At 39.8% G+C, this 14195-nt stretch carries 14 protein-coding genes; 8 read left to right on the top strand and 6 right to left on the bottom strand.

Going from position 1 to position 14195, the window contains the following annotated elements; genetic code table 11:
- Positions 1-10: 10 nt before the first annotated feature.
- Complete coding sequence (locus NBH01_RS05640) at positions 11-1333, bottom strand: MATE family efflux transporter (protein ID WP_070750096.1); 1323 nt, start codon at positions 1331-1333, stop codon at positions 11-13.
- Between the two features lie 438 nt (positions 1334-1771).
- Here NBH01_RS05640 and NBH01_RS05635 point away from each other — a divergent pair, with 438 nt between their 5' ends.
- Positions 1772-3082, top strand: coding sequence for an amino acid kinase family protein (locus NBH01_RS05635; protein WP_234140884.1), 1311 nt, complete (start codon positions 1772-1774; stop codon positions 3080-3082).
- 33 nt (positions 3083-3115) lie between these two features.
- On the top strand, positions 3116-3916 hold the full coding sequence (locus tag NBH01_RS05630; RefSeq protein ID WP_234140882.1) for a pyrroline-5-carboxylate reductase family protein: 801 nt from the start codon (positions 3116-3118) through the stop codon (positions 3914-3916).
- A 253-nt stretch (positions 3917-4169) separates the two neighbouring features.
- Here NBH01_RS05630 and NBH01_RS05625 read toward each other — a convergent pair whose 3' ends face one another.
- On the bottom strand, positions 4170-4394 hold the full coding sequence (locus tag NBH01_RS05625) for a winged helix-turn-helix domain-containing protein (protein WP_055220199.1): 225 nt from the start codon (positions 4392-4394) through the stop codon (positions 4170-4172).
- A gap of 312 nt (positions 4395-4706) precedes the next feature.
- Here NBH01_RS05625 and NBH01_RS05620 point away from each other — a divergent pair, with 312 nt between their 5' ends.
- On the top strand, positions 4707-5564 hold the full coding sequence (locus NBH01_RS05620) for an AraC family transcriptional regulator (RefSeq protein WP_151879428.1): 858 nt from the start codon (positions 4707-4709) through the stop codon (positions 5562-5564).
- A 122-nt stretch (positions 5565-5686) separates the two neighbouring features.
- Here NBH01_RS05620 and NBH01_RS05615 read toward each other — a convergent pair whose 3' ends face one another.
- Together NBH01_RS05615 and NBH01_RS05610 are read right to left on the bottom strand one after the other, a co-directional pair.
- Positions 5687-6052 carry a VOC family protein gene (locus tag NBH01_RS05615; RefSeq protein WP_011108047.1) on the bottom strand — a complete coding sequence of 122 codons (366 nt, stop codon included), beginning with the start codon at positions 6050-6052 and terminating at the stop codon, positions 5687-5689.
- Positions 6053-6146: 94 nt separating this feature from the next.
- Positions 6147-6950 carry an AraC family transcriptional regulator gene (locus tag NBH01_RS05610; RefSeq protein ID WP_234140881.1) on the bottom strand — a complete coding sequence of 268 codons (804 nt, stop codon included), beginning with the start codon at positions 6948-6950 and terminating at the stop codon, positions 6147-6149.
- Between the two features lie 210 nt (positions 6951-7160).
- Between NBH01_RS05610 and NBH01_RS05605 the strand changes: the two genes are divergently transcribed.
- Positions 7161-8378, top strand: coding sequence for a TnsA endonuclease N-terminal domain-containing protein (locus NBH01_RS05605; protein WP_151879431.1), 1218 nt, complete (start codon positions 7161-7163; stop codon positions 8376-8378).
- A 51-nt stretch (positions 8379-8429) separates the two neighbouring features.
- On the opposite strand, the gene NBH01_RS05600 is transcribed toward NBH01_RS05605, so the two are convergent.
- Positions 8430-9299 (bottom strand): DUF6845 domain-containing protein, encoded by an 870-nt coding sequence (locus NBH01_RS05600; protein WP_008766260.1) that lies wholly within the window; start codon positions 9297-9299, stop codon positions 8430-8432.
- Between the two features lie 530 nt (positions 9300-9829).
- On the opposite strand from NBH01_RS05600, the gene NBH01_RS05595 reads away from it, so the two are divergent.
- The 4 genes from NBH01_RS05595 to pncB all read left to right on the top strand — a co-directional run bounded on the left by NBH01_RS05595 (position 9830) and on the right by pncB (position 13607).
- Complete coding sequence (locus NBH01_RS05595) at positions 9830-10768, top strand: DUF1848 domain-containing protein (RefSeq protein WP_008766262.1); 939 nt, start codon at positions 9830-9832, stop codon at positions 10766-10768.
- A 383-nt stretch (positions 10769-11151) separates the two neighbouring features.
- On the top strand, positions 11152-11931 hold the full coding sequence (gene hdhA, locus NBH01_RS05590) for a 7alpha-hydroxysteroid dehydrogenase (protein WP_008761163.1): 780 nt from the start codon (positions 11152-11154) through the stop codon (positions 11929-11931).
- Between the two features lie 149 nt (positions 11932-12080).
- Entirely contained in the window at positions 12081-12353 is a 273-nt protein-coding gene (locus tag NBH01_RS05585) for a hypothetical protein (protein ID WP_176702621.1), read from the top strand.
- A gap of 84 nt (positions 12354-12437) precedes the next feature.
- Positions 12438-13607 (top strand): nicotinate phosphoribosyltransferase, encoded by a 1170-nt coding sequence (pncB, locus tag NBH01_RS05580; protein ID WP_250700029.1) that lies wholly within the window; start codon positions 12438-12440, stop codon positions 13605-13607.
- A gap of 212 nt (positions 13608-13819) precedes the next feature.
- Here pncB and NBH01_RS05575 read toward each other — a convergent pair whose 3' ends face one another.
- Complete coding sequence (locus tag NBH01_RS05575; RefSeq protein WP_008761158.1) at positions 13820-14143, bottom strand: thioredoxin family protein; 324 nt, start codon at positions 14141-14143, stop codon at positions 13820-13822.
- Between the last annotated feature and the right edge of the window lie 52 nt (positions 14144-14195).

The following is a 14195-nucleotide window of genomic DNA, read 5'->3' as shown; positions in this document are numbered from 1 at the left end:
CGAGAAAGTATCAATCATTGAAAGTACAAAAGTACATATTCTGTTTGGATTTCCTCTTCAAGTACAGAATGGATTGTATTCCCAATAGAATAACGAACAGATATTCTGCCGTCATATACACCCACAAAGATGCATGAAAACACTCGCTCAGCAGATATAGATAAATCAGATAGATCAGGATAGTAGCCAGTTGAAAGACAAAGGCAAGCCTCGTCTTTCCCGTACCTGTAACAGCATTGATATAAACATATCCGGGCAATGCAAACACATAATTCAACAACATGACTATAAAAGGCCAAAAAGCAAGTTTGACTAAGTAATCGTTATTCGTATAAAATCCGATGATCCATTGATTGCCCCAAAGAGCCGTCAGTATCAATGGAAGCCCTACCACATAGCCTAATCTGAGAACTTTGCGGCAAACAGGAAAAAGTTCCTTCCCCTGTCCTGCCCCGATCAGATTGCTGACTAACGATCCGGTAGTAGAAGCGAAAGAATTGACTATCACAAAAAAGAGGGTAGACACACTTCGGGTAATATTGGAAATAGCAAGTTCTGTCTTCCCCAAATGTTCAATAGCCACAAAAAACAGAAACCAGGGAGCGACACTGATAAAAGCATGAAGCATACTCCATACGGACAGTTGTAGTAGTTTCATCAGCAATCTGCCATCATAGACAGCACTCAGACCATATTTTTTCTTATCTACCGTTTTACACATATATAACAAGAGTATGAGAAACGCTCCAAACTCAGCAATGGAGGAGGCTATCGCTGCTCCGGATATGCCCATATCTAGTTTGAATATCAGTAAATAGTTGAAAGGCATATTGATACAGACTGCCGTAAGGGCTGCTCCGGAGAGGGCTTTAGTATTCGTGATCCCAACCAGAAAAGCCCGGAAAGCCAAGAAAGGAAACGAAAACAACAGTCCGAAACTACGCCAGTCCAGATAACGGATCACAGCCTGATAAATTTCATCAGAAGTAATCAGCCGTTGCAGAATAAACGGAGAAACAAGCTGTATCAACAGAGAAAGCATGATTGCCATCGCCATCAGAAAATATAATCCCTGAAAGAAGGTGCGCCCTGCTTCTTTGTAATGTTGTTCCCCATTTCTTCGGGCAATCATAACCTGCAGACCAATGCTGAATCCAAATCCCAGCATATAAATCGCTAAATAATATATTCCCGCAAGTGCGGATGCTCCCAATTCGATTTCTCCTACGTGTCCTAAAAAGACAGCATCGGTAATGTTGATTAATTGCTCCATCAGAATGCTCATCATCACAGGAAAGTTGATGAGCCATATTTGCTTATATGTATATTTCATTGCTCAACTAAAAATAGCACGATACAGCATACTATACTCATAGCAGTACACAGTTTCGTAAATTCATAAAAATGGGTATAAAAACTCTTTGGCAAGCGGGTCGTTGCTTACCGGATAGCTGAATAGCCTGATTAGAAAGGATGCTATTCGTTGAGCGTAGCTATATACAGAGTTTCATAAATAGATGGATATACTGTCAGTTCATTAATCACGCTACAAAGATAGTCATTTTTATATCATATCCTAATATGGTATGGTATTAGCAGATTACATCTAGTAATGGACTGCTTCAGAAGCGGGAATAATAGAATTAATAATTTGATTCTGAACAATATACCTGATTATCAAATAGCAGATCGATGGCAACAGACCATCTCTATTTGAAAAAAGGCATATCATTTTGAAAAAGATCAGTAACCAATAAATTATCAGTTAACAATGAAAGTTTGCAAATTTGAAAAAATGAAAGAAGAGGATGAAATCAGACAAGTAATCAATTACATCCTAAAGGAACATCCTTACGTAGTTGTGGTTCCGACACTGACGCAACTACAAGAATGGCTGCAGGATATTTCTATCAGCTGGTTTCACGAAGAAGACAGTGCTTCGCATACAACAATCAATAAAATCGAAGAATATTGCTGCACACTGGCAGATCACCTCATAACAGATTTGCCACTAAATACGGATATAAAGAAATATATCCGGGAATGTATCGAAAAGATGCACAAACTGGTGGAAGACAAAGCCGATTTATTAATTGATAAAATAATAAAAGCCGAAATATACCGGTTATCCGGAGAATTGTTTGCCTGCTGCCTGCGTCAGCATGGACTGACTGCCCGTACATTGGATACCGGTACTTTTATGCAGATGAATCTGGAAAGGAAACCGGATATCCCCTACATTCAGGAATCTATCAGACAGTATATCAATGAGAATCGGGATACTGACATTTTCATCGCTCCCCTTTCCTTATGCAAAAATGTATATGGCGAAATTGATTTCATGAATGAGAAGCGTAATGATTATTATGCTACCGTACTCGCCAGCATATTCGAAGCAGACGAAATCATTCTGTCAACCGAACTCACGAATATCTATGCCAACCGGAACTGTGCCAGGGAACAACATTCTCTGACCTACACCGAGGCCGAACAGTTGATTAACAGTGGAGTACACTTAATTTATACAGACTGTATCACTCTTGCAGCCCGTTCCAATATCGTTATCCGCTTAATAGACACCCATGACCTGGAAACAGAACGGCTCTACATCTCTTCCCATGATACGGAAAGCAGTGTTAAAGCCATTATTATCCAAGACTCAGTGACGTTTGTACGCTTCACATCATTGAACGTCCTGCCCGGCTATTTACTCATGGGCAAATTACTGGAAGTCATTAATAAATATCAGATAAACGTTATCTCAATGGCCTCATCCAATGTTTCTGTCTCCATGATTCTGACGGCCAGTCGTGATACCCTGCGAATAATTCAAAGAGAACTGCACAAATACACAGAAATGGTCGTTGACGAAAATATGTCCGTAATACATATCATAGGATCACTTCATTGGGAACGTACACAACTGGAAAGTAACATCATGGAAACAATCAGGCATATCCCCATATCACTGATTTCTTATGGCGGCAGCGATCACTGTTTCACAATATCAGTTCACACGGCTGATAAGAAGCAATTACTCAATTCTCTGTCACAGCGTTTTCTTGAAAGACTTTCAGCCTGATTAACAAAGTAATAAATACAAATCCATAAAAACATGAAAATTACAATTATAGGAGCCGGAAACATAGGGAGCGCAGTTGCTGCCTGCCTGGCAAAAGGACATCTCTACAACGAAACAGATATTATCATTTCTACTCCTCATACAGACAAGCTAGAAAATCTGCACAAACAATTTCCTGCGATACGCATAATGACAGAAAATCAGTATGCCATATCGGAAGCCGACATTATTATTCTGGCTGTCAAACCATGTATAGTAGACGAAGTATTATCTCCGTTACGATTTTCACGCACCCAAATCCTGGTTTCACTGGTAACCGGAATATCTATTTCTCACCTGGCACATTTATCGGAAACCGAAATGCCTATATTCCGGGTAGTTCCCAACATCGCCATTACGGAACATTCGAGCCTGACCCTGATAACTTCACGCAAAGCCGGCAAAGAACACCAGCAACTCATAAAACAAACATTTGAAGAAGGAGGAAAGTGTTTGTTCGCAGAAGAGAAACAGCTGGATATCATTTCTGCATTAACTTCTAGTGGAATCGCTTTCGCATTAAAATATATTCATGCAGCCATGCAAGCCGGCATAGAATTGGGCACCTCCGCTGAAGATGCAATGCGAATGACGGCATATAGCATGGAAGGAGCTACAGAACTGATTTTAAATCACGACACCCACCCGCTGTTAGAAATAGAAAAAGCAGCCACTCCCGGTGGAGCCACCATTAAAGGATTGAATGAACTGGAGCACAGGGGATTTACTTCCGCCGTTATTCATGCCATAAAAAGTAGCGCCACAGTATCGACCGATAAAGAGACTGAAGAATAGACAAACGATCCCCTAAATTTTCACGCACATAATTTCGCACTAATATAAAGTATATATTTTTCATATAAAGAAGAAGATACTAACAGCATTATTATACGTTTATTATACATTAAAAAGAGTTACCCTATACACAGAGTAACTCTTTCTAAATTCAGTTCTTCAGGTTCAGATTTAACTTACGATACTTTATATCAACAATTCTTTACTTATAAGTTAATGGAACTTCAAAGATGTTCACGAACAGCATTCTTTATTATCCAAAGCTAAAAGGGAAAGTGCTTTCATCAGATAAAGCAATTAATCCATTTTTCCGCTGGATACAAATTTTGTTCTCTCTCGCCAGCCAACCGGCGGCTAATGCTGTACTCTCTACGCTAAGGTTTAATCTTCTCGCCAATTCTGGTATCGAAATTTCACCAATTTCTTTCAGGGCACACCAGACCTTGCCGGCATTGTTCCCTACTACTCTTTTATCCATGGCTATTCTCTATTAATAATTCGAAACTAAGATAGCTATTTTAACAATAGTTCATAACATATTCTCTTATTTTATTTAACAGATTGACATTATTTAAAGATTCAAAAAAGAATCGGGTTCAAACAGTTAAATATTCGGTCATGTTTTATACTAAAGCACCATTCTGGAATACTCAAAATCATCAAATAAATTCATAGCGTAACTAAAAGAGAATCAACAGGTTTTATTAAAAAAAATGAATAATAGCAATATCGGACAAGTTCGTTCCCTTTTTTACCAATACCTTTGCGAAGTGAAATACCAAAAGAAGTTATGCAACAGAAGAAAACAACCAAAGAAGAGTATCAAAAGTGCGTAAATGTTGTGGTGGAATATATCAATCAACATTTAGGAGAAGACATTGATTTGAAATCGCTGGCCAGGATATCAAACTTTTCTCCTTTTTATTTTCACCGAATTATGAAAGCATTCCTCGGTGAACCGATCGGTACCTTTATTGTCCGGACGCGGACAGAAGCAGCCGCACGTTTATTGCGCTATTCGGACATTCCAATTGCCGATATTGCCTATCGCATCGGATATTCATCCCCTTCTTCCTTGTCGAAAGTGTTCAGACAGTTTTATGGTATTTCTCCTTTAGAGTATCGAAACAATAAAAACTTTGTAATTATGAAACCAGCGATTATCAGGCCAGACCTGGAACTGAAAAGTGAAATTAAGAGTATACCTGCACGCAATGTTATTTATATCCGCCTGTCCGGTGACTACAAACTGAATGACTACGGAGGGACATGGGGACGTCTGTGGCAGTTCATCAAAGAACAAAAGCTGCCCATGGGAGATTTCAGCCCGCTCTGCATCTATCACGACGACCCCAAAGTGACACCAGCCGAGAAATTACGCACCGATGTATGTATGGTGATGCCCGTACAGGTAGTTCCCAAAGGAGATGTAGGATTCAAGACGCTTCCCGCGGGACGTTATGCAATCTTCTTATATAAAGGTCCGTATGACAATCTGCAAGCGGTATATGATACTATCTATGGAAAATGTCTGCCCGAAATGGAATGTACGCTACGCGATGAACCCAGTGCCGAACGCTATCTGAACAATCCGTGCGAAACCGCTCCCGAAGAGCTGTTGACAGAGATTTATATTCCGGTAGAATAAGAAGGATTTAAAAATAAATGAGACTGCATTTCTTTACGGATGCAGTCTCATTCTACTTTCGCTCATCATTACCCATCAATGGGTAACTACGCCGGACAGATAATCTTCCTCTCTTCTATCTGTTATTTATCGGCGTAAAGCCCTACCCTGTTTCCCTCGCTATCCGCAAACAAGGCAAACCAGCCTCTGCCCTCTACTTCGATTTTCGTCTTGGGCATCATGATTTTTCCACCTTTCCGAAGGACTTTTTCCAGTGTCTGATCGATGTCTTCACAATTAAAAGAGATAATCACTCCTTTTTCCGAAGGAAGATAATCGGGAGCATGGAAAATAGCGCCGACCGTTTCACCTTCTTCCGTGAAACACGCCATCTTCTCCTCTTCACATTCAAAAACCGGAAGCTGTACCCCAAACACTGTTTCATAGAAATCGACAGCCCGGTGAAAATCAACTGTAGGAATCTCAAAAAATGCAATAAACTTTTTCATTTCGTTCTTTTTTTATGGTTACTATTCAGCCTTTGCAAAGACACTGCAAAAGTAAGGGATGCCACAAAGCTCTGATAGGAAAAAAAAGACATTTTCAAAGTTCCGAGAAGTAATCAGAATAAGGAGCACAAACAGAAAGATATTCTGCAGGCGTATAACCGGAAAATAGTTTGAATTCCTTAATCATGTGGGACTGGTCGGAGTATCCACACTCATAGGCCACTTGTACAAAAGGCAGAGTCGCATCCTGTTGTAACAGAAATAAAGCACGTTGCATACGCACAATACGAAGATATTCCTTGGGAGTCGTACCGACATAATCGGCAAAAACACGTCCGAACTGCTTGCTACTCAAACAAGCCGCCTCCGACAATTGAGGAATATTTATTTGTGGTTGAAGATTGATTTCCTGAAAGACAGCAGACATCCTTTTCAGGTTATACTCGGAAAAAGTATATAAACGACGAAGAAAAAACTGCTCTATCAGACGGATACAGACTATATTATCAGAAGTATCAGTGACTTGCTTCGCCAAATCCGATAGTTCTACATCCTCCACTTCATCCATCGCTACATCCTTCCCATGAAACAAGTGAACGGGAATGTGGAGCAAGGCTTTCGCTGCATAAGGTTGAAAAACAACCGTAATCATCTCTATCCTACCTGTCGACAACACATCGGAGAATCCGACCGACTGTCCGCAAATAAAAGACTGTGGCTGCAACTTTGAATCATTCTGCAGGAAGAGTTGTTTCCCTTTATGAAAAACAAGTTGCATACAACCGATGGGCAAAGTCCGTTCGGAAACAGGAACTGCTGCATCATCCTGCAATATCCAATAATGGCGGATGTAAGGCGATAGCACAGGAACGGGCTTTATAATCTGAAATGACTGCATATGGCAAAGATATCACTTTTTTAATTATGGAAGCAAAAGTAGAGAGTCTCTTTGAATCTGTATTGTAAAAAAGAGACATTTAATTATTAAATCAAACCTAAAGAATTATCCTTCTGTTAAAATGATAAAAAGAATAGAAGTATTTATGTCTTTTTTCTTTTTTATTGTCTAATATTGTTCTCTATTAATACACACAATACATAAAACCGTATGGATGCTCAAGGACTTCGTCTCATAACTGCTCTTAAACTGTGCATACTAGCCACTAAAAAAGATGGTACACCTTTATATAGTGACAGAGAGCAATACATCTTCTCCGAATTATATGGTTTGGAAGGAAACGAAATACAAAATATGATAAGTTTGGGAGATAAATTAGGACTTAGTCGTGAAAGAATCCGTCAATTAAAAGTAAAAGTATTCAAGAAATTCGGAATTTTAAGAAAAAGAAATATCCCAGCCATCATTGAGATTGATAATCTATTGACTAATAATCACCAGATCAATCTTGATGAAGTACACAATTTTGCTTGCTACTTAAAAAAATTTCAAGAAAGCCATCTGTCTGAATATCCCATAGAAACTCTTTTTGATCTAGCTCAACTTTACTTTAAACAGGATTATTCCATTATCAAAACCTGGAAAAGAGAAATCAAAGAAACAAGCACAATCTTTCCCAAAAAGCAAAATTCACAATTGACAGATATTACAAACAAAATTATATGGTTTGATCATGTGAAGTCATGGACTCTTGAAGAAATCCACCAAATAACTCCTCATAGAAACTATGACCCAAACAAAAAATATTTAGAATCAGAAGCTGGAGAGTTCTATAGTAATAAACTTCAAAGAAATGTTTTTTACGAATCGATGCTTGAGAAAAAATTCTATAAACGTTTAGAAAAATCACATGAGGTTATTTATTATGTCGAACAAGGCATTACAATCACATACGATAGAGGAAAATATACCCCTGATGCTATAGTCTTCCTTGATGATGGGAAAGGTTTCGTTGTAGAAATTAAGCCTTTGACCGAAATGGCCAACCAATCTGTACAAAAAAAATTCAAGGCATTACTTGATTTTTGTGAAGAAACAGGTCTTGGAGCTACTTTAACAGATGGGCGTACAGATATCAATCATATATTCGAAACTATTCCAAATCTCGCTTTCGAAGAAAGCATCTTGCAATCTTTGAAAGAATTTAAGAAACTTACTTATGGTAAAGTAAACGAATTAAAAAATAAATATCAAGTAACGACTATACATCTGCTACAATGCATTATAAAAAATAATTTATCCTATAACTCCATGCCGACACTTATTTGGAAAACTAAAAAGCCCATTATATGTGATTTACTTTTAAGTCCTGAAAATAAGATGTTATTAAAAGAATCGACAGATATTATCAATAACGACAAAACATAAAATATGCCTCGCCTGGGTATAATATAATAGCCAGGCAAGGGGTCTTATTTTTCAAATAACAGAAAGCCCGTATTCATAGGCTTCTGACATCGCCTGATATTCTTTGTCCGAATATGCACCTTTACTTCTTGCCTTCTGCATATCATTCATAAAGGACTTAACGGTAGAGAGGAAGCTCTGAAAATTCTTCAATTCTTCATCATAACCGGTAACAGCCGGAATTTTTTCCGCAGCCTTCAGTTCCTTCTCCAGCTCCGCCATTTTCAAATCAATCCGTACTCCGTCCATTGCATGTTTGCGGGAATACAAATTCATTATGCTCTGCACCGTGCCTGACATCTTGCGCATCGCCATTATCTGATCTTTCAACGGCTCATCAGCCAAAAGTTCACTCTCCGCTTGTTCGGTCAAAGGACTTAGGATATCAAAAATCACTTGCTTATACTCGGACAGTTCTACGCTCAACTTATAGTTTTCATCCAAAAGCTGAGCCGTTTTTGCTGTATCTTTCAACTTCTTATAAGCTAGAAATTTATTGAAGTTATCATAGAACTGTGTCCGCACATTAAACAATCCGGCATAATTCTGCTTTAGATTCTGACGGACTTCAGGATTAAAATAGTCTCCCGGGTCCAACAATTCCGCTGTATCACGGGCAGCTATTTCCGGAGGTGCAATCGGTTCAACTTCAGGCACTTTCCCAGTCTGTTCCATGTACCCCAACACAGCGTTTATATCTTTCGCATTAGCCACATGCCTCAATACAGCGAGCGACATATGATAATAATTGATCACCTTACTGGCATCATCCAATTCCTCCGTACTTTCCGAGGATACAGTCTGCTTTTTACTTCCTCCCGAACAGGAAGACAACAGCAAAGCACCGACCAGTGCTCCAAACAATAAAAATTTCTTTTTCATAATGTTCTCCTTATTAGTTACTTTCCGTACTATAACAATAAAAAACGATTTTTGTTATGTACAAACAATAGGTATCACATACACTTACAACGGTGGAAAAATTCAAGATGCTATTAACGATGATTAAAGAATAAACAATTATCGACGTATAAAAACAAAAAATGGCTACTCATCACGAGCAACCAATCTTTTGTTAACCTTAAATCTAATACTTATGAAAAAAACACAGTACAAATATACCACCTTTCAAGTAAATAGCAAATTTCAGAGCCGAATCGGACGATAATATAACACGGTTTAATATTCTCGGAAGCGCATTAACATTTCAGACTTTTCATGTTAACATTTAACATATTCATTCACAGTTCCTGCTTAAAGAGATTCTTGAAAAAGCAACTAAGTCCGCTTTTTCCTCTCATCTCTTATTAAACCTTTATCAGTATGCTCTATTCTCCCATCCATCCGTTCTATTGATTATTTTTCATCACGGAATTATTGCAATACAACCAATTTTACCGTAACTTTGAAATATGATAATTAGCGCCAGCCGCCGGACAGATATTCCGGCATTCTATTCGCAATGGTTCTTCAACCGGATTAAAGAAGGATACGTGTTAGTTCCCAATCCTTTTAATCCTAAAATGATCAGCAAGGTCAGCTTACATCCTGCTGTGGTAGATTGCATCGTGTTCTGGACCAAGAATCCTGCTCCGATGATTGATAAACTGGATCATCTGCAAGACTACAAATACTACTTTCAGTTCACCCTCAATCCTTACGGAGAGAAATTAGAAAATAATCTGCCGTCTATCGACAAACGAATAGACATATTCAAACGCCTTTCGGATAAAATAGGAAAAGAGAAAGTGATCTGGCGCTATGACCCGATACTGACTAACGAGGAATATGACGTTTCTTTCCATAAGGAGGCATTCGCCCAAATTGCCTACGGACTTAAAGACCATACCGAAAAGTGTATGCTGGGATTTATTGACCATTACCAGCATATCCGCACCGCAGTCGGCCAGTTCAACATACAGCCGTTGCGAAAAGAGGAGATTGAAGAAATAGCCGTCTCTTTCAGGAATACCATCAACGAATATCCTGCTATCCAACTGGATACCTGCACCTCCAAAGTTGATCTGAGACATTTGGGAATCCCTGCCGGACTGTGTATCGACAAAGAACTGATCGAAAGAATCACCGGCTACCCCCTCCTTGCCAAAAAAGACAAAAATCAGCGGAATGTCTGCAATTGCATTGAAAGTATCGACATAGGCACTTATGAAAGTTGCCTCAACGGATGCATCTATTGTTACGCCATCAAAGGCAATTACAACAGTGTGGAATATAACACTAAGAAACATGACAGGAATTCGCCTTTGCTGATCGGGCATCCGGCAGAAGATGATGTAGTGAAGGAACGGGAAATGAAAAGTCTGCGAAACAATCAATATTCATTATTCTGAATCACGCCCGGACTCCAAATAATTCCTTCGCATAAGAGCAAAAAAAAGGCTATCTATCCCAGACAGCCAATCTTTGTTAACCTTAAATCTAATACTATGAAAAACACAGTACAAAGATACGGACTTTTGCCTCATCTCCAAATTTTCCGGCTAAAACGGGATATCTTATAACATGGTTTAATAGAATCAGAACCGCATTAACAAATAAGCAACTTCATGTTAACATTTAGCAGTCTTCTTAAATATTTAACCCATAAAACTGGATGAGATGCAAAAGTTTTCGAATCTGTTGCCGATTCCTATTAATAAGAGTTTACAGGCAACAACAAATCCATTCATTAGCTGTTAATTAGAGGAAGGTAATCATCAAATTCTCAACATATATGAAAAGATTTGAAAACAAAGTAGTCGTCATCACCGGTGCTGCCGGTGGCATTGGCGAAGCAACCACACGCCGCATCGTCTCCGAAGGAGGAAAAGTAGTCATCGCCGATCATTCGCAGGAAAGGGCCGACAAGCTTGCCGCCGAACTCACTCAAGCAGGGGCCGACGTGCGTCCCATCTATTTCTCCGCTACCGAACTCCAAAGCTGTAAAGAACTGGTTGATTTCGCCATGAAGGAATACGGTCAGATAGACGTACTTATAAACAACGTAGGCGGAACCGACCCCAAACGTGATCTGAATATTGAAAAGCTGGATATCGATTACTTCGACGAAGTATTCCATCTGAACCTTTGCTGCACGATGTATCTTTCTCAGCAGGTCATTCCCATCATGACCACTCACGGAGGCGGAAATATCGTAAACGTAGCATCTATAAGCGGACTGACAGCCGACGCCAATGGCACTCTCTACGGAGCCAGCAAAGCAGGTGTCATCAATCTGACTAAATATATCGCCACCCAAATGGGAAAGAAAAATATCCGCTGCAATGCCGTAGCACCGGGACTGGTTCTTACCCCTGCCGCACTGGACAATCTGAACGAAGAAGTACGCAACATATTTCTGGGACAGTGCGCCACGCCTTATTTGGGAGAACCCGAAGACGTTGCCGCCACCATTGCATTCCTGGCCTCCAACGATGCACGATACATCACTGGACAGACGATTGTGGTAGACGGCGGCTTAACCATTCACAATCCTACCGTTGAATTATCATAAATATACCCCGGACAGTACATCCTGCTTTTTATCATAAGAACGATTGGCTATCAAAAAGTATCTTACTCTTTGCTAATAAAGCCAGATGTACTGTCCATTTATTCTCTTTTTCATCCCCTCTCTTTCAACATACTCCAAAACAGTTCTTCATGACGCGACCAAAGAAACTTACTCCCTATCTGGAATGCAACATTGGTGGCTCATTGGCGGCTGCCAAAGAAACCAATGGCGGATTTTATCTTTCCCCGTCTGTAGGAGCACAAGTAAAGCTCACTCAAAAATTAAAAATGAATATTGCCTTAAGCTATGAAATACAGCAACTGGAAACGCTGAAACAGCGGACCGATGAATATTTCCATACCGAATTCAAGGAAGAACTGTCTCACCACTCCATCACCCTAAAAGTGGGATTAACTTACTAAAGAAAGAATTATTGTCAATTAATCAGTAGGATTGTCCAACAAATACTAACTTTACAACGTTTTACATATTAAATAATAAACGGTATGATTGTAAGAACACTGCTGGATACAGACCTCTATAAGTTTACCACCTCGTACGCTTATATCAAATTATTCCCTTACGCAATGGGTACTTTCAGCTTCAATGACAGAAACGAAACTGAATATACCGAAGAATTTCTGGAAGTGCTCAAAAGCGAATTCAGCAACCTCAGCCGGTTGAGACTTACGGAAGAGGAACTGGAATACATGACACGCAATTGCCGGTTTCTTCCGAGAGTCTATTGGGAATGGCTGTCTTCTTTCCGTTTTGATCCGGACAAGATCGATATTCATCTGGACACAACGGGCCGGCTGCATATTGAAGTCAGCGATTTTCTTTATAAAGTCACACTGTATGAAGTACCGCTGCTCGCCATCGTATCCGAAATCAAAAACAAGTTTTTCGGCAACATACCCGATATGAGCGAGATACTCTGCAAATTGTCGGAGAAAGTGGAATTGTCCAATCAGCACCAGCTCCGCTTCTCGGAGTTCGGCACGCGGAGAAGATTCTCAATCGACGTGCAGGAGACGGTGATCAAACGGCTGAATGATACGGCCAAATACTGTACCGGAACTTCCAACTGCTACTTTGCCATGAAGTACGGCATGAAAATGATGGGAACTCATCCGCATGAGTGGTTCATGTTTCATGGGGCACAGTTCGGATATAAGCACGCCAACTATATGGCGCTCGAAAACTGGGTGAATGTATACGACGGAGATTTGGGCATTGCGCTGTCCGACACTTATACTTCAGGAATATTCCTGAGCAATCTCAGCCGCAAGCAGGCCAAGCTATTCGACGGAGTACGCTGCGATTCTGGCAATGAGTTTGATTTTATTGATAAACTGGTAGCCCGCTATAAAGAACTGGGCATTGATGCCACTACCAAAACTATCGTCTTCAGCAACGCTCTCGACTTCACGAAGGCACTGGAAATTCAAGAATACTGCAAGGAGAAGATTCGCTGTTCCTTCGGAATCGGTACCAATCTAACGAATGACACAGGATTTGCCCCTTCCAACATTGTCATGAAACTCACGCAATGCAAAATGAATGTCAATCAGGAATGGAGAGAATGCATCAAACTATCGGATGACGAGGGAAAACATACAGGCAGTCCAGAGGAAGTACAGGCTTGTCTGTACGAACTAAGGCTGGCGAAATAAAGACCGCTCTGAACAGAAAGCCGGGGTACGGGCATAAAAAAAGGAGCAACGCCTTGCTCCAACCTTTGTTAACCTTAAATCTAATACTATGAAAAACACAGTGCAAAGATACGTACTTCTGTGTTATTAGCAAATTATCCAAATAAAAAAGTATGTTTCATAACACGATTTAAAACTTTCATAGAAAAGCATCCCTTTTTATTAATACTTTTTCAAGATTTAAACTCTTTGACCGCTCTTCCCAATCTTTCCAGCGTCAGTTCACCGGATTGTCTCCAGAGCTGTTCACCTTTTCTGAAAAGAATGAATGTGGGAGTGGATTCAATGGTATAGAAATTAGCGAGATCACTTTCCTCGTCTACGTCTACCTGTACTACCTCGACTATCCCTTCCATCTCTTTCTTGAACTCTTTTATCAAAGGCTGCATACGCTGGCAGTGAGGACACCACGTTGCATAAAATTCTGCCATTACCCAGTCATCACCCGCCAGTTTCTCTCTGTTTCTCGTATCACGAGCTATTTTCTTTTCTTTCATATCGATTCTCCTTTTAATTAATTAGTGGGAGTCTTAACAATACAAAAAGAGG

Origin of the sequence: Bacteroides sp. B1-V-101, assembly GCF_023656585.1 — a bacterium.
In the GTDB taxonomy this organism is placed as follows: domain Bacteria; phylum Bacteroidota; class Bacteroidia; order Bacteroidales; family Bacteroidaceae; genus Bacteroides; species Bacteroides thetaiotaomicron.
This window is presented reverse-complemented; position numbering and strand designations above follow the sequence as displayed.